Below are 20,427 nucleotides of genomic sequence, written 5' to 3' on the forward strand. Positions count from 1 at the left end.
ACATTCCGAACCCGGAAGCTAAGCCTCACAGCGCCGATGGTACTGCAGGGGGGACCCTGTGGGAGAGTAGGACGCCGCCGAACAAATTTTGAAGAGAACCCCCGGACCGGGGATACCGGTCCGGGGGTTTTCTGCGTTCAGGGACAGTTCTGAACAGTTCCGTAGGACGGTTCTCATGACAAAGACGAGACGGTTCTCATGACGAAGGGGGCGGTCTCCCCATGGAGACCGCCCCCTTTTTTCTGTTGGTGCCGTTACTTCAGGCGGGACGACGCGACGATCGAGACGACGTGCGCCGGCACGAGCAGCCACACGATCGCCGTCACGGCGACGGTCGCGATCCGCGTGGCCGTCAGATCGCCGAGCGCCAGGTCGACGACCGCGGTGACGAGCAGCAGGATGGTGCACTCGATGCCGTTGACCAGGCGGTGGAGACCCACGGCCGAGGCCAGCCGGCGGACCCGGGCGAGACCGCTGGAGCGCGGGACGACGGAGGCGTCGGTCGCCTTCTCCATGCCGCTGTCGGAACGGGCCACGTGCACGAGGTCGGAGGACGACTTCAGGAGCAGCACGCCGATCGCCGAGACCAGGCCGGCCACCAGGTAGGGGTCGAGGCCGAGCTGGGCGGCGCGGATGCCCATGCCCACCATCACGGCGGCGTCCGCGAGGTAGGCGCCGAGGCGGTCCAGGTAGACGCCGAGCGGGCTGAACTGGCGGCGCCAGCGGGCCACTTCGCCGTCCACGCAGTCGAGCAGCAGATACAGCTGCATGAAGACGACGGAGAGAACGGCTCCGCCGAGGCCCGGCAGGACCAGGGCGACTCCCGAGAGCATGCCCGCGAAGACCATGATCACGGTGATCTGGTTCGGCGAGATGCGGGTGTCGACGAGATGGCGGGTCACGCGCAGGGAGAGGGACCTCATGTAGAGGCGTCCGGCCCAGTGCTCCGCCCGGCTGTCCAGCTTGCCCGTGGGGTGGATGACGTTGCGGAGTTCCTCTAGTTGGACTTTGGCCATGCGGTGTTCTCCCTGGAGGGCTTGCGCGTGATCGGATCGGTCGGCTCACAATGCCGTACAGGGAAGAGCATGACGGTGGCCGGGGCGGCGGTGACCGGCAGGGTGGATATCGGATGAGCCCGGCCGTACGCGCGTACTACGGTGGCCGGCATGAACTCCACGGCCCACGTGATCCGTTCCATACGTCCCGACGAGTGGCGGCAGGTGAAGGAGCTCAGGCTCGACGCCCTGCGGGACCCCGTCGCGCACCTCGCGTTCCTGGAGACCTACGAGGACGCGGTGGCCAGGCCGGACGGCTTCTGGCAGGACCGGGCGTCCGGGGCTGCCGTCGGCTCCACGGAGCGGCAGCAGATCGTGGCCGTGGGCGAGGACGGGGTGTGGGCCGGGTCCGTGACCGTGCTGGTCGAGGAAGCCGGGGTGACCGACGTGTTCGGGCAGGTGCCCGAGCGGAGGCAAGGCCATCTGGTGGGGGTGTACGTACGGCCCGCTTACCGGGGGAGCGGGGCCGGGGTGACCCGGGGGCTCTTCGACGCCGCTCTCGCGTGGTCCTGGGAGGCCGGGCTCGAGCGCGTGAGGCTGTTCGTCCACGAGAAGAACGGCCGTGCCGAGGCGTTCTACCGGAAGGCCGGTTTCCTGCCCACAGGGGAGACGGTGCCGATGCCGGGGAGCACCGGCGAGCTGGAGATCGAGTACGCCGTCGACCGGGGGTAGGCCGGCGGCCGGCTCAGACCGGAAGTTCGTACTGCGGCCAGCGCGAGCGGAGCTGTTCGCGGGAGCGCAGGAGGGCCAGGGTCGGCAGGCCGCGGGCCGGGCCCGTGGTCAGGAGATCGGGGAGCTGGGGGAGCGGGGCCACGGCCGCGACGTCGTCCAGGACGAGCGTGAGTGGTGGGTCGAGCCGACCGGAGGATGACCGTTCGGCCATGCGCCGGCCACGCTCGACCACGCTTGAGGCGAGGGCCGTCAGGAGCGGCATGGCGCCGGGGCCGGCCTTGGGGTCCTCGATGGGTTCACCGATCATATAAAGAGTTCCCCCTTCGTTGACGAAGGAATCCAAGGCGAGGCTGTCATTTCGGTTCGGAGTGCAGGATTCTCGGATGTTGACCGTGCCGAGTGCCGACAGCGCACGTGCCGTCAGCTCCTGCGCGATGTCCCGGCGTTCGGGGTGCGAGACGAGCGCGGCCTCCAGCTCGCCGGCGGCGCCGGACGCGGCCTTGGGATTCGTCCGCAGGGCTCGTACGGCGTCCTGCACCTGTGAGCCCTGGGCCCAGCGGTGGACGTGGCGGAACGCCTTGCCCTCCACCGCGGCGGCGTGCAGGTAGCTGCGCATGAGCGTCTCCGCGACGTCGGCCATCGCCTGGTCCGCCTTGGCGGAGGGGCGTACCGGCGCGAGGAGGGCGGCCGCTCTGGCCGCCGCCGTCTCCTTGTCCTCGCAGCCCGCCGAGGGGGACCAGTGCAGGCGGGCCGGGGTGTCGCAGAGGTGGGCCGGGTCGTAGAGGAGGACGGGGCCCAGTTTGGCGCGGGCGTCCTTGGTCTCCGACCAGGTGCGGGGGTCGGAGGTGATGACGAGGGCCGGGCCCTCGGCGTCGCGCACGGCCTGGGCCGCGGTGGGGTGGCGGGTTTCCGCGGGCGCGAGGACGACCGCGTGTGCGGACGTCCACGCCGGTTTCGGCTGGGGTGCCGCGGCGGCCCGGACCGCGACGGTCTCGGCGGCGACGGTGTCCGGACCGCCCATGTGCTCGTGTGCCGGAGCGCCCGCGGGCTCGGGCACCTGCGAGGCCGGCTCGACCGCCCTGGCGGCGGTCTCCAGGGGCTGTGCGGGCAGCGGCCGTTGTTCCGTCCTGGCCGGTGGCACCATCGGGTCGGGCATCGGACCGGGCGCGTCCGTGGAGGTTCCGGACGGTCGCTCGGACCCCCCGGCCCGCGGGCCCTGCACTCGTCTTCGCGCTCGTACGGCCCGCCAGCGTGCCACCGTGCCCATCACGAACACGGTGAGGACCAGCAGCACCATCAGCTGGCCGATGAACAGGCCCCAGAAGAGGCCGTAGCCCGACAGCTGGGCGGGCGGGGTGTCGGGCCAGGCGCCGGCGATGTCATGGGGCTTGCCGATCAGGTGCCGCATGGCCAGGGGCGTACGGGTGAAGGTGATGGCGTCCGGCCAGGCGCCGCGGGAGAACCAGCCCGCGAGGCCCGTCGCCGTCCACACCATCAGGGTCATGCCGAGGAGGAAGCCCAGCACCCCGACGAGCAGGCCGTCCGGGATGCCGCCCGTTCCCTCGTGCCGGGGGGCGTGGCGGTGGTCGTGCCGGTCGGGGTACTGGCTCATCTCACGCCACCGTGGACTCGGTGGAGCCGTCGAGGTCGCCGAGATGCTGCTCCATGAAGGCGGCCGCCCGTTCCTCGGCCTCCAGTTCGGCGGCGTACAGGGCGTCGTCGGGGAGGAGGTCGGTGGAGGACTCCGTCATCGCGCGGTCGGTGAAGACCAGGGGGCGTTCCGTGTCGGTGATGAGGTGCTTGACCACCTGGACGTTGCCGTTGACGTCCCAGACGGCGATGCCCGGGGTCAGCGTCGGGATGATCTCGACCGCCCAGCGGGGCAGGCCGAGGACCCGTCCCGTCGAGCGGGCCTCGTCCGCCTTCTGGGCGTAGATGGTCCGCGTCGAGGCCATCTTCAGGATCGCGGCGGCCTCCTTGGCCGCCGCTCCGTCGACGACGTCCGACAGGTGGTGGACCACCGCCACGAAGGACAGGCCGAGGCGGCGTCCGAACTTCAGCAGCCGCTGGAAGAGCTGGGCCACGAAGGGGCTGTTGATGATGTGCCAGGCCTCTTCCACCAGGAAGATGCGCTTCTTGCGGTCGGGCCGGATCCAGGTGTGCTCCAGCCACACACCGACGATCGCCATCAGGATGGGCATGGCGATGGAGTTCCGGTCGATGTGCGACAGGTCGAAGACGATGAGCGGGGCGTCCAGGTCGATGCCGACCGTCGTGGGGCCGTCGAACATGCCCCTGAGGTCACCGTCGACCAGCCGGTCCAGGACCAGGGCCACGTCCAGGCCCCAGGCCCGTACGTCGTCTATGGCGACGTTCATCGCCTCGGCCGACTCCGGTTCGGGGTGACGCAGCTGCTCGACGATGTCGGTGAGCACCGGCTGGCGCTCGACGATCGTCTCGTTGACGTAGGCGTGCGCGACCTTCAGGGCGAAGCCGGACCGCTCGTCGAGCCCGTGGCCCATCGCGACCTCGATGATGGTGCGCAGCAGGGCGAGCTGGCCCGTCGTCGTGATCGAGGGGTCGAGCGGGTTGAGCCGGATGCCCATGTCCAGGGCGGCCGTCGGGTCGAGCCGGATGGGAGTTATCCCCAGCTCCTGCGCGATGAGGTTCCACTCGCCGACGCCGTCCTCGCCCTGGGCGTCGAGGACGACGACCTGACGGTCGCGGAAGCGCAGCTGCCGCAGGACGTACGTCTTCTCCAGGGCCGACTTGCCGTTGCCGGACTCGCCGAGGACCAGCCAGTGCGGGGCCGGGAGCTGCTGGCCGTAGAGCTGGAAGGGGTCGTAGATGTAGCCCTTGCCGGAGTACACCTCGCGGCCGATGATGACGCCCGAGTCGCCGAGACCCGGTGCGGCGGTGGGCAGGTAGACCGCCTGTGCCTGGCCCGTGGAGGTGCGTACGGGGAGGCGGGTCGTCTCGACCTTGCCGAAGAGGAAGGACGTGAAGCCGTCCGTGGCGGCGGACAACGGATCCCGCATCAGTGCATCAGCCCCTACCTGCGGATTCCGGTGGCGAACGGCAGTGTGTTGACGAAGGCGCGGTGGTGCTCGCGGTCGCACCACTCCAGCTTGAGGTACGACTTTCCGGCCGAGGCGCGGATGGTGCGCTTGTCGCGGGCGAGGGCCTCGGGGGAGCGGGAGGAGACGGTGATGTAGCCGACGAGGTTGACGCCCGCGGCGCCGCTCGCCAGGTCCTCTCCGCGCTGGTCGAGGCGGTTGTGCGAGGCGATGTCGCGCGGGTCGACGGTGCGGTTCATCTTGGCGGCGCGGCTGGCCTCGGCCTCGTCGTTCGTCTTCTCGGTCAGCATGCGTTCGATGGCGATCTCGGTGGGTTCGAGGTCCATGGTCACGGCGACCGTGCGGATGACGTCGGGGGTGTGGACGAGGAGCGGGGCGAGGAAGTTGACGCCGACCGGGGTCATCGGCCACTCCTTCACCCAGGCCGTGGCGTGGCACCAAGGGGCGCGGGTGGAGGACTCGCGGGTCTTCGCCTGGAGGTACGTCGGCTCCATGGCGTCCAGCTCGGCCGGCCAGGCGTTGCGCTTGGTCATGGCCTGGATGTGGTCGATCGGGTGGTCGGGGTCGTACATCGAGTGCACGAGGGAGGCGAGGCGGCCCTGGCCGAGCGGCTGCCGTACGCGGATGTCGGCTTCCTGGAGCCGGGAGCAGATGTCGGTCAGCTCGCGTGCCATGACGACGGCGAGTCCGGCGTCCCGGTCGACCCTGCGTCCGCCCTGCGGCCGTGCCGCCCGCGCCATGGCCTGGCCCTCGGCGGCGAGCTCGCGCGAGTAGTGCATGCAGGCGACGAGGTAGGCGCGGTGCTGCTCACTGCTCGTGGACACCATCGACTGGAGCTGGTCGTACGACTGCTGGAGCCATCCCGGTGCCCGGTCGTCGCCGCGTACGGAGACGTCCTTGGCGTGGGCGTCGGGGTCGGCGGGGAGGGTGCGGGCGAGCATCTGGAGGCGGGTGACGAAGCCGTCGCCGTTCGCCACGTGCTTGAGCAGGGTGCCGAAACGGTCGACCAGGGCTTCCTGGTCCTCGCTGTCGCGCAGGCCGACGCCCGGGCCCTCGATCTCGATGGCCGCCGTGACGGTCCTGCGGTCGGCGTGCAGCAGCACGGCGATCTCGTCGGGGCCGAACGGGGCGGCGAGCCAGGAGATGCGTCCGATGCCGGGCGGCGGTCCGATCTCGACCTCTCTGCCGTCGATCCGGGTGCCGGCCTCCATCACCTGGTTGCGGTACGTCGTCCCCTGGCGCAGGGTCCGCTTGTAGCTGCGGTTGATCTCGAACCACTTGTAGAACGTGCGCCGCTTGTACGGGACGTACACCGCGGCGAGCGCGAGCATCGGGAAGCCCGTGAGCAGCACGATCCGCAGGGACAGCACCGGGACGAGCAGGCCGCACATCATGCCGAGGAACGCGCCGCCGATGATGAGCGCGATCTCGCCGGACTCGCGGTTCCGGCCGACGATCGCGTTCGGCCGGGCGCGGCCGATCAGATACGTACGGCGGGGCGTGACCGGATGGGACAGGTGGGAATCGGTCGTCAACGCCCTTCACCTCCCGTGCGGTTGCTGTTGCGGGTGTTGCTTGCGTGCGGGGTGTTGACCGCGCTGCTGCGCGGCGGTGGTGCGGCGGAGGGGACGGATCCGCCGCCTCCGTTCGGCGTACGGCCGCTGTGCGCGGCCACACCGCCGGACGCGGGGTTGGCGGGGCGGGGCTGGCTGCTGCCTCCGCCGCCTCCGTTGTTGTCGGCGCGCGAGCTGTGCGTCTTGATGCCCTGCGCGACCAGGGTGGCCGGCGAGCTGATGACGGCGGCGGCCTTGCCCTCGGCGCCCTGCATGATGCGGTTGTTGCGGGAGCCGGCGATCTCGTCGCCGAAGCCGGGGACGAAGCGGTAGATCATCGCGCTGGCGAAGATGGCGAGCAGGATGATGGCGAGTCCGGAGACGACGGCGGAGAACGCGTCGGGGCCCTCGTCGGCGCTGAGGGCGCCGGCGAGGCCGAGCACGATGACGATGACCGGTTTCACCAGGATCACCGCGATCATGATGCCCGCCCAGCGGCGGACGTGGCCCCACAGGTTCTTGTCGACGAGGCCCGCGTAGACGACGGTGCCGAGGAGGGCGCCGACGTAGAGCAGGGCGGCCCGGATGACCAGTTCCAGCCAGAGGACTCCGGCGGCCAGGATCGAGACCATCGAGACGACGATGAGCATGATGGGGCCGCCGCCGATGTTGCCGCCCTTGTCCAGGGCGCCGGAGAACGTCCCGAAGAACGCGTCCGTCTGGTTGCCCGTGGTCTTGGCGAGCACTTCGGTGACCCCGTCCGTCGCCGAGACGACGGTGTGGAGGATCAGCGGGGTGAAGGCCGAGGCCAGCACGGTCAGCCAGAGGAAGCCGATCGCCTCGGACAGGGCCGTGCCGAGGGGGACACCGCGCACGGCCCGCTTCGCCACGGCCAGCAGCCACAGGAGCAGGGTCAGGATCGTGGACGCCGCGAAGACGACGGCGTACTGCTGGAGGAACTTGGGGTTCGTGAAGTCGACGTTGGCGGTGTCGTTCACGGCGGCGGAGAGCTTGTCGATGGTCCAGGAGGCGGCGTCGGCGCAGCCGTTCGCGAGGGAGGAGAGGGGGTCCAGCGTGGATGCGGTGCCGGGGTCGGTGGTGAGGCCGGATTTGCCGGATCCGCTGGTGCCGTTCTCGCAGTACCGCTTGGCAGGGCCGATCAGGAGACGGCACTGGTCTTTGGAGGGGGAGGGCGAGGGCGTCGGGGTCGGTGCCGCGGCGGCACGTGTGGCGAGCAGGACGGCGGCACTCTGTACGGCGGTGGCGACGGCCGCGAGCTTGAGGACACTGCTTCGGCTACCGGGCATACGTGAACCCTCCGTACTCCTCGATGGCCTTGCTGATCTCGTCGGAGGTGGCGGCCTTGTCGTCGCCGGGGACCGGGGCGGGCCCGTCCGTCTGGGAGTCCGCCACGATCTTCCAGTCGCCGTCGTTCCACTGGAGCTCGAAGGTCCAGGTCTTCCACGTGGAACTGACCGGGTCGGTCGAGGTCTGGCCGGACATGCCGATGAGTCCCATGTACCAGACCGAGACCTTGGCGCCGGATGCGTTGTACTGCCCGACCTTGGTGCCGACGGGGATCGTGCGCGAGACGAACGTGCTGTCCTCCGGCGGATTGCCGTTCGCGTCGAGTCCCAGCTTGCTGAGGAAGTCCGCCGAGTACGCCTGGTCCATCGGACCCTGGAGCCGGTCGGCGGCGGCAGGCGTGTAGATGGTGTTCACGATGTCGTGCCGCGTGGCTGTCTTGAACATGCTCGTGGAACCCAGTGCCACCGCGTAGTTCGCTGCCGCGCTCTGTGCTCCCTCCCCGGTGTGGGGGAAGCCCGACGGGATGCCCGCGGACTTCGTCGTCACCGGGTGGTCGCCGGAGGGCGCCGTGGGGGACGTCTTCGCCTTGTCGCCGCCTCCGTCGCCGGACGAGGCCGTGTCGTCCCCGCGGTTCGCGAAGGCGATCGCGGCGATGAGCAGGACGACCACGCCGACGACCGTGACCAGGCTCCGCGAGGAGGATCCGCGTCCGCGCCGCGCGCCGCCGTAGACGTCACCCGGACGGTCGGGCAGGCGGGTACGGGTCTGGCCGGAGCCGCCGTACCCCCCCTCCTCGCCGCGCGGGCCGTCGCCGTACCCGGGTTCGTCACCGAGACTCATGCCGCGTACGCCCCCTCAATCTCTCGCTGAACCACGTAGTACGACGGTAGCCGTGCTGGTTCCCTCGCGGGCGCGGTGTGGTGACTGGACATCAGGGAGTTGCAACCTCAGCCGGTGGGCACGACGGACGGATGGATCGGAGGAGCGGGGATCCGGGCGCGCCCGGCCGGGTACGGACGGCGCGCCGGGTGCGGCGCGTCCGGGCCGGGCTACACGGCCATGCCGTACACGATGGTGAAGAGCGTGCCGAGGGATCCGATGATGAAGACCCCCGTGAGTCCCGCGATGATCAGTCCCTTGCCCTGTTCGGCGCTGAAGGTGTCGCGGAGCGCGGTCGCGCCGATGCGCTGTTTGGCCGCACCCCAGATCGCGATGCCGAGGCAGAGCAGGATGGCGACCGCCATCACCACCTCGACCATCACCTTGGCTTCGTTGCCCAGGCTGCCGAAGGGGCCCCAGTCCGGGGCGATTCCACCGATGATTGTGTTGATGTCGCCCTTGTCGGCTGCGAAAAGCATGTAAGTCACCGCCCCTAGTGGGTAGTTCTGCACCCCCTGCCACTGCGCGCAGAGGTCGGGCCCATTCTCGCCGACAATGACGCCTTCGTATGTCGACTTGACGTCATTGGTTGGCGGGATTCGTGCGAATTCCTTGTCACCGGCGTACGCGGGACCCTCGCGGGAGGCGCACGGCGGCATTCGAGGAGTCGTATCGTCACTCTGTGTATCACGGGTGGTCACACCGGGCAATGAAGCGGAAGCGAAACCTGGCGCGTGGTTCTGTCGTTGTCCCCTTCTACGCCTCGTGCGCGGGGTGAATTCGAACGGACGCGGTCGCGCGGGAACGGTTCTGACGGTGCGTCGTGCCGGTGTTCCCCGGGTCGCCGGGGCGCGCGGGGTGGACGGCGGCGGGCCGGGCCGGTCCGCCCGGCCTCACGGGCGGTCTTCGGCGCGAGCGGGAGCCCGCCCGTCCTCCAGCCCTTCCACCCCTTCCACGAAGTGGTCGAACTCGCCGGCCTGTACCCCCAGGACGAACACGTCCCACTTCCTGCGGGTGGTCGTGACGACGTTCTCAGGGTCGCCGGTCTCCCTGATGTAGACCAAGTCGTCGCTTCCGAAGGCGAGTTCGATCCAGGGGCCCGGACCGGTCGCGTCCTCGGGGGCGGCACGGGTCCAGTCGAGGCCGGAGGGGATGTCAGCCACGGTCGTGCTCCTCCTTGAGCGCGCGCAGGAAATCGCGGAAGGCCGCCGGGGCGGCGGTGAGTATCGCTCCGCGGGGGTCACCGGATTCGGTGAGGCGGATCGCGCCGGAGGCGCGCTCTCCGGCCACGTGTACGCAGGCTTCTCCCTCGCCGCAGTACGAGGACTTCTGCCAGGCGGGCGTGTTCATCGCGGACTCCTTCACAGGTCCTGGAGGACTTCGTGGACGAACGTCTGTGACTCCTCGGGCGGGAGGGCGGTCGCCTCCATGCGGTCGAGCAGCACGCGGTACTTGTCGAGCTGGGCCTCGGCGTCGAGCAGGGCCGAGCCGTGCGACTGGTCGAGGTGCACCGTGTCGAGCTGGGGAACCGCTCCGCGGGCGTACAGGATCGACTGGCCGGACCCGGGGTAGGCGCCGGCGGAGAACGGGATGACCCGCACCGTGACGTGCGCGCGCTCGCTCATGTCGAGGATGTGCCGGAGCTGTTTGCGCGTGACGGCGGAGCCGCCGAACCGCATGCGCAGGGCGGCCTCGTGGATGACCGCCCGATACGGCGTGGGGGAGTCGTCGAAGAGGACGGTCTGGCGCTTGATGCGGAACGACAGCCGGTGCTCGATGTCGGGGGGCGAGAGGTCCGGTACGACCTGGCGGAAGACCTCGCGGGCGTGGTCGTGGATCTGGAGCAGCCCGGGGACGTGGGCGGTGACCGCGGCGGTCAGGCGGGTGGAGTGGTGTTCCATCTCGGCCAGGTCGATGAGGCCGCCCGGCAGGATCTCGCGGTACTCCTCCCACCAGCCGCGGACGCGCTCGGTGGCCATGCGGCTGAGCGCCGTGACGAGGGCTCCGTCGCTGGTCTCGTAGTGGCGGGCCAGGGCCTGTACGCGCTCGGGGCTCACTCCGGCGCGTCCGGCCTCCACGTTGCTGATCTGGTTCTGCTGGACGCCGAGCAGCCTGCCGGCCTGGGTCGAGGTCAGGCCCGCGCGCTCCCGGAGCTTGCGCAGCTCTGCTCCCAGCCGGAGTTGACGACCCGTCGGGTTGCTTCTCACGGGTCCAGCCCGCCTTTCTCGTGCAGCAGGTCACCCGCTTGGGTGATAGATCATCGCTTTCACGGAATCCGTGTAAGAGCTTTCACGAGTGCCGCTACTTTATTGCTGGGACCCCGCCCAGAAGTACCCCGCTCGACGGAGCGGCCGCGGTCACTGGGCACCGTAGCGAGACGACACCGTCCAACTCCCCTCCGTGATCGGAGACTTCCATGGCCACCGTATCCCCGCCCTGGTCCTACACCCTCCAACTCCCGCACGATCCCCGTTCCCCTGGGATCGGACGCGTCACCCTGCGTGCCATTCTCTCCGCCCGTGGACTGGGCGAACTGTCTCCGACGGCGGAGCTGTTGGCCTCCGAACTGCTGACCAACGCCCATCTGCACGCTCCCGGTCCGTACGCCCTCCGTGTCCTCTCCGCGGAACCGGACCTGCTGCGGGTCGCCGTCTGGGACTCCGATCCGGCCGTCCCGGCGGGGTTCCGGGAGGACCGGATCGAGGGACGGCCCTCGTACGAGGACGAACACGAGCGCGAGCACGGGAGGGGACTGCACCTCGTCCGGGCCTGTGCCGACGCCTGGGGGGTCTCCGTGCTGCGCGAGCTGGGGGCGTCACGGGGCGGCAAGCTGCTGTGGGCCGAGTGCCGCGGGCCCGGGCCCGGGCGGGGCTGAGCCGGGTGGGGCGGCGGTGGCCGGGCGGGGTCGGCGTTCACGGGTGATACTCGGACGGGTCCGAGGTTTTTCACACCCGCTCGCGGCAAGGTGAGGGGCGATGAAGAGCATCCGCTTCACCCGTCTCCCGGGGACCCGGCGGCCCGCACTGCTCGGTGCGGCCCTCGTGCTGCTGGCGGTGACGTCCTCGTCCATCGCCGCGGCCGACGACGGGCCGGGGCCGTTCGGCGTGACCGTCCGGGCCGACCGCGACAGCCGGAGCGTCCGGGTGGGCGCCCTGTTCCACGGGAGCGCCGCGCGCGCCGGCGCCGGCGGGCACTTCTGCACCGCCTCCGTCGTGCACGGCGAGGGGCGGGACCTCGTCGTCAGCGCCGCCCACTGCCTGGACGGCGGGGCAGGGCTGTCCTTCGCGCCCGGCTACCGCGACGGCGAGGCGCCGTACGGGTTCTGGGACGTCGAGGGCGTGTTCCTCCCCGAGGGGTGGGAACGGGACCGGGACGAGGACAGCGACGTCGCGTTCGCCGTCCTCGCCACCCGCGACGGCGAGGAGGTCGAGGACGCCGTCGGCGGCGGGAACGCCTTCGCCGCGCACCGCGCCACCGGGGCCACCGCCGTCACCGTCACCGGATACCCCGACTCCCTCGACACCCCCCTCACCTGTGCCGACAAGCCCACCGCGCACAGCCGTACGCAGCAGCGCGTCGCGTGTCCCGCCTTCGCCGGCGGGACCAGCGGCAGCCCCTGGGTGAACGGGGACGGGGCGGTCGTCGGCGTCATAGGCGGTCACGAACAGGGCGGGGACACCGACGACGTCTCGTACAGCCCCGTGTTCGGCACCGAGGCCGAGGACCTCTACCGCGTGGCCGCGACGGCCGGCTGACGCCCCTCCGGCCGGACGTGCCGCACCGTCCGCGCGCGACGACCCTCCCGCGCGGGAGGCCGCCTCTACACTGACGTCGGCGGACTCCCGGGCGGCGAGGGGCGGTTGACGGTGCGTAAGGCCTGGATCGTGGCGACCGCGTCCGTGGGCGCGGTGATGGGCTTCGTGATGGTGCTCGTCGTCGGCGTCTACCTGGTCGCCGGGAACCTCGCGGGCGGCATCGGCGGCGGATCGGTCGGGCTCGCCAAGGGCGCCGTACCGGCCGCGTACCGGTCCCTCGTGCAGAAGTGGGGCAATCTCTGCCCCGCGATCAATCCCGCCCTGCTCGCCGCCCAGCTCTATCAGGAGAGCGGATTCAATCCGAAGGCGCAGAGTCCGGCGCAGGCCCAGGGGATAGCGCAATTCATTCCGGGGACGTGGGCCACGCACGGAGTCGACGGCGACGGGGACGGCGTCCGCGACGTGTGGAACCCGAATGACGCCATTCCGTCGGCGGCCTCGTACGACTGCGAGCTCGCCTCCTATGTGAAGAAGGCACCGGGAAACCCCACCGAGAACATGCTCGCCGCCTACAACGCGGGCGCCTACGCGGTCATCAAGTACGGGGGCGTGCCGCCGTACGCGGAGACCCGGAACTACGTGAAGACGATCACCACGCTGGCGAAGAGCTTCGCGGCCCCGGTGACCCGCGTGGACCCCTCGAAGCAGGCGGCGGGGGCCATCACGTACGCGCAGAAGAAGCTCGGCACTCCCTACCTGTGGGGTGGCAACGGTACAGCTGACCAGGGCGGACGGTTCGACTGCTCGGGTCTGACCAAGGCCTCGTACGAGAGCGTGGGGGTGACCCTGCCGCGGGTGGCCAACGACCAGTACAACGCGGGGCCGCACCCCAAGCGGGACGAACTCCTGCCCGGGGACCTGGTCTTCTTCTCGGACGACCTCACCGACTCCCGCGCCATCCGGCACGTGGGCATCTACGTGGGCGGCGGGTACATGATCGACGCCCCCAGGTCGGGTGCCGTCATCCGGTTCGACCCCATCGACACCCCCGACTACTTCGGTGCGACGCGGGTGACCGAGGATGGCGCGAAAGCGTTGCCCACTTCGGTATGAATCCCCCTCTGATCTGCTGCGGTATCTCTCTTCGATAACGTGTGCGTGATCATTCCGTGGAGGGTGGAACGTAATGGAGGGGACCGCGCGTTCCCTTTGGCGTAGAGAACGGATCTACAACCACGGGGGTGGATCGAGCGGCGCGCGAAAGGGCGCGGTCGCGGGAAAGACGACGAAGGGGCCGCAGCGCCATGGCGCAACTCGCCGAATCCGGTTCGAACCCCGACGTCGACCTGCTCTACGACATCAACGGCCTGGCCAAGCACACGCCGCACCGGGTCGACCAGGTCGTGGAGTTCGTCGGCGAGTGGGGTCTTCTGCTCGCGATGGTCCTGCTGGTCGTGTGGTGCTGGTCGACCGCGCGGCGGCGGGGCGGGGCCGACGCGGCGGCGACCGTGGCCGGGCTCGTCTGGGCCCCGCTCGCGGCCGGTGTCGCGCTCCTCGTGAACGTCCCGATAAGGGGTTTCGTGGAGCGCCCGCGTCCCTTCGTGGACCACCAGGGCCTGGAGGTCCTGGTGGGCGGCAAGACCGACTTCTCCTTCGTCAGCGACCACGCGACGATCACCATGGCGATGGGCGTCGGACTCTTCATCACCCACCGGAAGTTCGGGATCGCCGGGATCGCGCTGGCGCTGGTCGAGGGGTTCTGCAGGGTTTTCATGGGTGTCCACTACCCGACGGACGTCATCGGCGGGTTCGCGCTCGGCACGGCCGTCGCCCTGCTGCTGTCGCCGCTCGCCATGGCCCTGTTGACCCCGGTCATGAAGGCCGTGGAGACGGCACCGCGCGTGGGACGGCTGATCCGGGCGCGCGGCGCCGCACCCGCAGGGCGGGAGGCGTCGGTCCCGGAGGCGCGGGCCGAGCAGGCGGAGGAGCGGGACCTCGCCGCGTAACCGCGGGGGCGGCTGAGGCGTTTCGGCTTCCGGGCCCGCTGCGGCGTCCTGGCTTCCGGGGCCGCTGCGCATTTCGGTCGTGGCGTTCCGTGTCCGGGATGCCGGACCGGCCGCGGTGTCCGGGAGACGTCCTCAGAGAGCCTGGGGGAAAGAGAAGAAGCGGTTCGGGTCGTACTGGCGCTTCAGTGCCGTCAGGCGGGTGGCCGCGTCGCCGTAGTACGCCTTGCGCCAGTCGGTCAGCGTCGCGTCGGTGTAGTTCTGGTAGGCCGCGCCCGAGGCGTACCGCGCCATCGCGTCGTGAGCGCCCGTCAGCCAGGACTGGGCGGTGCCGCCCGAGGTGCCCGCACGCCAGGAGGCGATGTACTGGGCGAGCATGCGCGAGCGGCGGTGCACGAACGCCGTGGACGTGGGCGCCACGCGGTTGACGGCGCCGCCGAGCGCGGTGAGCGCGATGCTGCCGGCGCCGCCGCGGACCGCGGAGATCTGGTTCAGGAGCGTCTGGATCCCGGCCGCCGATATCGACCGGTCGAAGAAGTCCGAACGGGCCGCGTACGTCTCGCGGCCGAGGGCGCCCTGCGGGCTGCGGCCCGGCGTCGACCCGGGCAGGTGGCACTTGGCGTCGGTGGAGAACGACGAGCAGCCCGCGTACACCTCCATCGCGTCCTCGTACGAGCGCCGCTTGAGGGAGACGCTGCGCGCGGGGGAGCCGATCCGGTCCGCCAGGCGGTCCACCGCGTTCTGCAGTTCGCCGTAGGTGCCGAGGGAGAAGGCGGCTATGGAGACGGTGGGCGTGCCGCCGGCCGCGTTCGACAGGTGGCAGGACGACCAGATCTCGTCGGGCTGGCTCGGGCCCCACTCCTGCCACGCCTTCACCACCGCGGCGGCCCTGGCCCACGGCCAGGTCATGTACGCCGTGACGCCCTGGGGCGCGGGGTGGGTCTTGAAGCGGAGTTCGGTGACGACGCCGAAGTTACCGTTGCCCGCGCCGCGCAGTGCCCAGAACAGGTCCTTGTTCTGGGTGGCGTTCGCGGTGAGCTGCCTGCCGTCGGCGGTGATCAGCGTCGCCTGGGTGAGGCTGTCGCAGGTCAGTCCGTACGCCCGGGACACGACGCCGTGGCCGCCGCCCAGGGTCAGACCGGAGACGCCCACGGTGGGGCAGGAGCCGGCGGGGATGGTGACGCCCTTGGCGGCCAGCGCGCGGTAGACGTCGATCAGTTTGGAACCGGCGCCGACCACCGCCTCGTTCGCCGAGGCGCGGATCTTGTTCAGCTTGGAGACGTCGATGATCAGGCGGCCGTCGCCGGAGGACCAACCCGCGTAGGAGTGGCCGCCGTTGCGGATCGAGACCTTCACGCCGTGGGCGCGGGCGTAGTCCATGGTGGTGCGGATGTCGTCGGCGTGCGCGACGTAGGCGACGGCGGCGGGCTTCAGGTTGTCGAAGCGGGTGTTGTAGAGCTGGTGGGCGGCGGTCCAGCTCCGGTCGCCGGGGCGGATCAGGGCGCCGTCGAGCTGGTGGGACAGCGCGGTCCAGTTGGCGGCCGCGCGGTTGGCCGCGGTCTCCGTGCGTATGCCGGTGGTTCCGGCCGTCGTGTCCGTGGCGCTCGGGCTCCCGGCCTTGTTGTTGGCGTGCGTTCCGCCCTTGTCGCCGGTGTCGCAGGCGGACGTCGTCGCCGCCGCGAGGACGGCGGTGGCTCCGCCTATGAACGAACGCCGTTGCATGTGTGCCTCCCGTGGGTTCCGTGGAACGAGACGGGCGCCCGGGCCCGGGGGTTCCGTGGGGGCGTGTCGCAGAACCGCAACAGCGTCGATCGCTGCGCCGACGTCGTGGGCGCGGTTCCCGTCCGGTGGGGGGTCGGGGCCGTGCCGGTACATCCGCCCGTCGCCGTTGGACGGAGAGGTGGCCGTCGGTGGCGACGGGCATGTGATGTACCGGCACGGCCCCTCGCGCCGGATCCCGGCTGCGGGTGTGCGGTGGCTTGGGCCCAGTCCCTCACCGGCGTGGTTTTCAGCCCCTCCGGCGTTTGAGGAGCGGGGGGCCGGGGGCGGCGCCCCCGGGTATGGGAAGGGCAGGGGCGGAGGGGGCGAGAGAAGGTTGTGGGGGTGGGTCAGGAGGTCATGGCCAGGTCGTGGGTCGCCGCGTCCGTGCGGGCCTGGCTCCTGGCGCGGCGGGCCGGGCCCCGCCAGCCGCAGGTGCAGCGGGCCAGGCAGAAGGGGCCTTGCTCGACCGTGGTCGTCCGGTGGCCGGGGAGAGGGTCCGTCTCGTCCAGATGCTCCACACCGACAACGTTACCCAAGCCAAGTGAACGGATTCCTGCCGCGTGACGGGTGCCCCCACCTGTCGTTAACCGGAACGACGGGAAGGCCCGGGACGGACCGGCTGGGGGTCGGTGGACGATGGTGGCGCAGCAGCAGGAACGGCCGGCGGTCCTGGTCGCGTTCGTCGCGGCGGGGCTCATGGTCTGTGGCACCGGGTGCTCGGGAGGGGCGGCCGCGGAGGACGTCCGCAGCGGGCCCAGTACCGTCGACACGCTGCGCCAGACGGTGGCCGTCCTGGAGCGCGCGGGCAGCGCGAAGGCCAGTACGTCCATGGAGATGGCCACCGGCGGGACCCGGGTCACCATCCGCGGGCAGGGCGTCTACGACTTCAAGAAGCAGACGGGGCGGCTGAAGGTGCTGCTGCCCCAGGACCCGGCGGGGACCGCCGAGCACCGTCCGATCACCGAACTCCTCGTCCCGGGCGCCCTGTTCATGAAGAACCGGGGGGCCGGAGTGCCCGCCGACAAATGGGTACGCGTGGCGACCGCCCGTCTCACGGACGGCAACCTGGTCACGGGCGGCGCCACCGACCCGTACGCCGCTGCCGAACTGCTGCGCGGCGCGCGGTCGGTGACCTACGTGGGCAGGACCGAGGTCGCCGGTGTCCCCGTACGGCACTACCGCGGGACCGCCGACCTCGGCGCCGCCGCGCGGGACGCCCCGGAGGGGCAGCGGGCGGCGCTGAGGGCGGCGGCGAAGGGGTTCGCCACCACCGCGGTGCCGTTCGACGCCTACCTCGACGACCAGGGGCGGCTGCGCAAGGTCCGGCACCGGTTCAGCTTCGTCAACAGCCAGCGGAAGGGCACCGTCGACGTGGCCTCGACGCTCCTGCTGTACGGCTTCGGCAGCCCCGTCGTCGTACGGCTGCCGGATTCCTCGGACATCTACACGGGGAAGATCGCGGAGTAGTGGGTTCCGGAGGAATGGGCAAGAGCATCCGGAGCCGTAGCTTCAGAGGAGGGCTGGAAATGGCCCTTCCGTGCCATGCGCGGTGTGTAGGCCGCTCCCTACTCTAGGAAGTCGGTGACGGCAGGAAGAGGTGGTGCGCGTGGCTCCGGTCGGCGGTGCGGCAGTTCAGGACCACGTGGCCCTCGCCGAGATCGATCTGTGCGGTGAGCTGATCATCGCGGCCTCGGCGGCGCACGAGGACCGCCTCAGCCTGGAGAGCATCGACGCGGTCCTGAAAGTGGCCGAAGAGCGCGCCCCTGGGCAGCGGGGCGCGGAGGACTAGTCCTTTCCGGCCCCCTTCCGGTCCTTCTCCGGTGTCCGAGGGGCGCACGTCGCGTATGTCACGTGCGTCGTATCTCTCACGCTTCGCGCACTTCTCGTGACCTCGGCGGCGGGCGGGCGGCTCAGGTGCGCAGCAGGCGGCCGATCGCCTTCGTCGCTTCCTCGACCTTCGCGTCGATCTCGTCGCCGCCCTTGAGGGCCGCGTCCGCCACGCAGTGCCGCAGGTGCTCCTCCAGGAGCTGGAGGGCGAAGGACTGGAGGGCCTTGGTGGAGGCGGACACCTGGGTGAGTATGTCGATGCAGTAGACGTCCTCGTCCACCATCCGCTGGAGGCCGCGGATCTGACCCTCGATGCGGCGCAGCCGCTTCAGGTGCTCGGTCTTCTGCTGGTGGTAGCCGTGGATGCCGCGGTCGTGGTCGGTCACGGCCTCCTGCGCGTCCCCGGAGGGCGCTGCCGCGCCGGCCTCGGTGGTCGTCATCGCGTCCTCCCGCTGGATCGGATCGGCGATCCTGTCTGAAACGCCACTTACATATACCCCTGGTGGGTATATCGTATCGAACTTTCCTGGGTATGCAGCCCTTGCCCGGCGCCGCTCCCGGACCCCGTGCCGATCACTGTGCCTGATGGGCGACACTGGGTGGCGGCCCGTTAGCCGTGGCCGGATGATGCGCCTAGCATCAGCCTGACCGAACCGAAGCACCCCGAGGACCCCAACGTGCGCTTTCGTCTGACCCCCAGGGAGACGAGCTTTTATGACATGTTCTCCGCATCCGCGGACAACATCGTCACGGGCTCGAAACTCCTGATGGAACTGCTCGGGGCGGACGCTTCCGCTCGGGCCGAGATCGCAGAGCGTATGCGGGCCGCGGAACACGCTGGTGACGACGCGACGCACGCGATCTTCCACCAGCTGAACTCCTCCTTCATCACGCCCTTCGACCGCGAGGACATCTACAACCTCGCCTCGTCCCTCGACGACATCATGGACTTCATGGAGGAGGCCGTCGATCTCGTCGTCCTCTACAACATCGAGGAACTCCCCAAGGGCGTCGAGCAGCAGATCGAGGTCCTGTCGCGTGCCGCCGAGCTGACCGCGGAGGCCATGCCCAACCTGCGGACCATGGACAACCTCACGGAGTACTGGATCGAGGTCAACCGTCTGGAGAACCAGGCCGACCAGATCCACCGCAAGCTGCTGGCCCACCTCTTCAACGGCAAGTACGACGCCATCGAGGTGCTGAAGCTCAAGCAGATCGTGGACGTGCTGGAGGAAGCGGCCGACGCGTTCGAGCACGTGGCGAACACGGTGGAGACCATCGCCGTCAAGGAGTCCTGACCCGTTCATGGACACCTTCGCTTTGATCGTGACCATCGGGGTCGCGCTCGGTTTCACTTACACGAACGGCTTCCACGACTCGGCGAACGCCATCGCCACCTCCGTGTCCACGCGCGCCCTGACGCCCCGGGCCGCGCTCGCCATGGCGGCGGTGATGAACCTCGCCGGCGCGTTCCTCGGCAGCGGGGTCGCCAAGACCGTCAGTGAGGGGCTGATCCAGACGCCCGAGGGCTCGAGGGGGATGGGCATCCTCTTCGCGGCGCTCGTCGGCGCGATCACCTGGAACCTGATCACCTGGTACTTCGGTCTGCCGTCCTCGTCCTCGCACGCCCTGTTCGGCGGCATGGTCGGCGCGGCCCTGGCCGGTGGCACGACGGTCTACTGGAGCGGCGTCCTCGACAAGGTCATCATCCCGATGTTCCTGTCGCCGCTGGTCGGTCTGCTGGCCGGTTATCTCGTGATGACCGTGATCATGTGGCTGTTCCGGCGGTCCAACCCGCACAAGACCAAGCGCGGTTTCCGTATCGCGCAGACGGTGTCGGCGGCCGGCATGGCGCTCGGGCACGGTCTTCAGGACGCCCAGAAGACGATGGGCATCGTGGTGATGGCGCTGGTCATCGCCGGTGAGCAGGGGGCGGACGACCCGATCCCGGTCTGGGTGAAGATCGTCTGCGCGACGATGCTGTCGCTGGGGACGTACGCCGGTGGGTGGCGCATCATGCGGACGCTCGGGCGGAAGATCATCGAGCTCGATCCGCCGCAGGGGTTCGCCGCGGAGACGACCGGGGCGTCGATCATGTTCGCCACGGCCTACATCTTCAAGGCGCCGATCTCCACGACGCATGTCATCACCTCGGCGATCATGGGTGTCGGGGCTACCAAGCGGGTGAACGCCGTGCGGTGGGGGGTCGCCAAGAACATCGTCCTCGGCTGGTTCATCACCATGCCGGCCGCGGCGGTCGTGGCTGCCGTCAGCTTCTGGATCGTGAACCTCGCGTTCCTGTAGGAGTACGACCGCTGCCGGTGCCCGGCAGCGCGCGGGGCCGGTCCTTCGGGGCCGGCCTTTTGCGTTCCCGGGGGCCCCGGGGCCTGGTCCTGCCTCGGAGGCTCCGGTCCCGCCTGGGGTTTCGCCCCCTCCGCCCCTTCCCTTCCCGTCCCCGGGGGCTCCGCCCCCGGACCCCCGCTCCTCAAACGCCGGAGGGGCTGGATTTCCAGGCGGCCGAGGGGCTGGAAATCGCG

At 70.3% G+C, this 20,427-nt stretch carries 22 protein-coding genes and 1 rRNA gene; 10 read left to right on the forward strand and 13 right to left on the reverse strand.

Annotation, left to right across the window (positions count from 1 at the left end):
- Positions 1–83: ribosomal RNA gene (gene rrf, locus ACFW6B_RS40115) — 5S ribosomal RNA — on the forward strand; the annotation flags it as partial.
- A 171-nt stretch (positions 84–254) separates the two neighbouring features.
- Here the strand turns inward: rrf and ACFW6B_RS40120 are convergent.
- Positions 255–1,016 (reverse strand): CDP-alcohol phosphatidyltransferase family protein, encoded by a 762-nt coding sequence (locus tag ACFW6B_RS40120; protein ID WP_386604706.1) that lies wholly within the window; start codon positions 1,014–1,016, stop codon positions 255–257.
- Between the two features lie 150 nt (positions 1,017–1,166).
- On the opposite strand from ACFW6B_RS40120, the gene ACFW6B_RS40125 reads away from it, so the two are divergent.
- Positions 1,167–1,727, forward strand: coding sequence for a GNAT family N-acetyltransferase (locus ACFW6B_RS40125; protein ID WP_386604707.1), 561 nt, complete (start codon positions 1,167–1,169; stop codon positions 1,725–1,727).
- Between the two features lie 13 nt (positions 1,728–1,740).
- Here ACFW6B_RS40125 and ACFW6B_RS40130 read toward each other — a convergent pair whose 3' ends face one another.
- The 9 genes from ACFW6B_RS40130 to ACFW6B_RS40170 all read right to left on the reverse strand — a co-directional run bounded on the left by ACFW6B_RS40130 (position 1,741) and on the right by ACFW6B_RS40170 (position 10,751).
- A complete protein-coding gene (locus ACFW6B_RS40130) occupies positions 1,741–3,339 on the reverse strand; it encodes a type VI secretion protein (protein WP_386604709.1) in 1,599 nt (532 codons plus the stop codon).
- Position 3,340: 1 nt separating this feature from the next.
- Entirely contained in the window at positions 3,341–4,765 is a 1,425-nt protein-coding gene (locus ACFW6B_RS40135) for an ATP-binding protein (protein WP_386604711.1), read from the reverse strand.
- Positions 4,766–4,779: 14 nt separating this feature from the next.
- Positions 4,780–6,339 carry an SCO6880 family protein gene (locus ACFW6B_RS40140; RefSeq protein ID WP_386604714.1) on the reverse strand — a complete coding sequence of 520 codons (1,560 nt, stop codon included), beginning with the start codon at positions 6,337–6,339 and terminating at the stop codon, positions 4,780–4,782.
- Positions 6,336–7,664 carry a hypothetical protein gene (locus ACFW6B_RS40145; protein ID WP_386604716.1) on the reverse strand — a complete coding sequence of 443 codons (1,329 nt, stop codon included), beginning with the start codon at positions 7,662–7,664 and terminating at the stop codon, positions 6,336–6,338. Before ACFW6B_RS40145 ends, ACFW6B_RS40140 begins: the two co-directional genes overlap by 4 nt.
- Positions 7,654–8,505, reverse strand: a complete 852-nt coding sequence (locus tag ACFW6B_RS40150; RefSeq protein ID WP_386604718.1) for a hypothetical protein — start codon at positions 8,503–8,505, stop codon at positions 7,654–7,656. The genes ACFW6B_RS40145 and ACFW6B_RS40150 overlap by 11 nt, the downstream gene beginning before the upstream one ends.
- A 209-nt stretch (positions 8,506–8,714) precedes the next feature.
- A complete protein-coding gene (locus tag ACFW6B_RS40155; RefSeq protein ID WP_037622434.1) occupies positions 8,715–9,023 on the reverse strand; it encodes a hypothetical protein in 309 nt (102 codons plus the stop codon).
- A 414-nt stretch (positions 9,024–9,437) separates the two neighbouring features.
- Complete coding sequence (locus ACFW6B_RS40160) at positions 9,438–9,707, reverse strand: DUF397 domain-containing protein (protein WP_386604719.1); 270 nt, start codon at positions 9,705–9,707, stop codon at positions 9,438–9,440.
- Entirely contained in the window at positions 9,700–9,894 is a 195-nt protein-coding gene (locus ACFW6B_RS40165; protein WP_386604721.1) for a DUF397 domain-containing protein, read from the reverse strand. The genes ACFW6B_RS40160 and ACFW6B_RS40165 overlap by 8 nt, the downstream gene beginning before the upstream one ends.
- A gap of 11 nt (positions 9,895–9,905) precedes the next feature.
- A complete protein-coding gene (locus ACFW6B_RS40170; RefSeq protein ID WP_386604723.1) occupies positions 9,906–10,751 on the reverse strand; it encodes a helix-turn-helix domain-containing protein in 846 nt (281 codons plus the stop codon).
- A gap of 209 nt (positions 10,752–10,960) precedes the next feature.
- Between ACFW6B_RS40170 and ACFW6B_RS40175 the strand changes: the two genes are divergently transcribed.
- The 4 genes from ACFW6B_RS40175 (at position 10,961) to ACFW6B_RS40190 (ending at position 14,305) form a co-directional block, all read left to right on the forward strand.
- Positions 10,961–11,419 carry an ATP-binding protein gene (locus ACFW6B_RS40175; protein ID WP_386604724.1) on the forward strand — a complete coding sequence of 153 codons (459 nt, stop codon included), beginning with the start codon at positions 10,961–10,963 and terminating at the stop codon, positions 11,417–11,419.
- A gap of 100 nt (positions 11,420–11,519) precedes the next feature.
- Complete coding sequence (locus ACFW6B_RS40180; protein ID WP_386604726.1) at positions 11,520–12,299, forward strand: trypsin-like serine peptidase; 780 nt, start codon at positions 11,520–11,522, stop codon at positions 12,297–12,299.
- Between the two features lie 105 nt (positions 12,300–12,404).
- Entirely contained in the window at positions 12,405–13,412 is a 1,008-nt protein-coding gene (locus tag ACFW6B_RS40185; protein ID WP_386604728.1) for an NlpC/P60 family protein, read from the forward strand.
- Positions 13,413–13,603: 191 nt separating this feature from the next.
- A complete protein-coding gene (locus ACFW6B_RS40190; RefSeq protein ID WP_386604730.1) occupies positions 13,604–14,305 on the forward strand; it encodes a phosphatase PAP2 family protein in 702 nt (233 codons plus the stop codon).
- 132 nt (positions 14,306–14,437) lie between these two features.
- Here ACFW6B_RS40190 and ACFW6B_RS40195 read toward each other — a convergent pair whose 3' ends face one another.
- Together ACFW6B_RS40195 and ACFW6B_RS40200 are read right to left on the reverse strand one after the other, a co-directional pair.
- Positions 14,438–16,024: an FAD-binding oxidoreductase gene (locus ACFW6B_RS40195; protein WP_386604732.1), complete on the reverse strand. Its 1,587-nt coding sequence runs from the start codon at positions 16,022–16,024 to the stop codon at positions 14,438–14,440.
- A gap of 386 nt (positions 16,025–16,410) precedes the next feature.
- Entirely contained in the window at positions 16,411–16,581 is a 171-nt protein-coding gene (locus ACFW6B_RS40200; RefSeq protein ID WP_386604734.1) for a hypothetical protein, read from the reverse strand.
- Positions 16,582–16,699: 118 nt separating this feature from the next.
- Between ACFW6B_RS40200 and ACFW6B_RS40205 the strand changes: the two genes are divergently transcribed.
- Positions 16,700–17,530: a hypothetical protein gene (locus ACFW6B_RS40205; protein WP_386604736.1), complete on the forward strand. Its 831-nt coding sequence runs from the start codon at positions 16,700–16,702 to the stop codon at positions 17,528–17,530.
- Between the two features lie 133 nt (positions 17,531–17,663).
- Positions 17,664–17,852, forward strand: coding sequence for a hypothetical protein (locus tag ACFW6B_RS40210; RefSeq protein WP_386604738.1), 189 nt, complete (start codon positions 17,664–17,666; stop codon positions 17,850–17,852).
- A 121-nt stretch (positions 17,853–17,973) separates the two neighbouring features.
- On the opposite strand, the gene ACFW6B_RS40215 is transcribed toward ACFW6B_RS40210, so the two are convergent.
- Entirely contained in the window at positions 17,974–18,330 is a 357-nt protein-coding gene (locus ACFW6B_RS40215) for a metal-sensitive transcriptional regulator (protein WP_386604739.1), read from the reverse strand.
- A 237-nt stretch (positions 18,331–18,567) separates the two neighbouring features.
- Between ACFW6B_RS40215 and ACFW6B_RS40220 the strand changes: the two genes are divergently transcribed.
- Positions 18,568–19,188: a DUF47 domain-containing protein gene (locus ACFW6B_RS40220; RefSeq protein WP_386604741.1), complete on the forward strand. Its 621-nt coding sequence runs from the start codon at positions 18,568–18,570 to the stop codon at positions 19,186–19,188.
- 7 nt (positions 19,189–19,195) lie between these two features.
- A complete protein-coding gene (locus tag ACFW6B_RS40225) occupies positions 19,196–20,194 on the forward strand; it encodes an anion permease (RefSeq protein WP_386604743.1) in 999 nt (332 codons plus the stop codon).
- The last annotated feature ends 233 nt before the right edge of the window (positions 20,195–20,427 follow it).

Source organism: Streptomyces sp. NPDC058751, from assembly GCF_042746485.1.
Classification (GTDB): Bacteria; Actinomycetota; Actinomycetes; order Streptomycetales; family Streptomycetaceae; genus Streptomyces.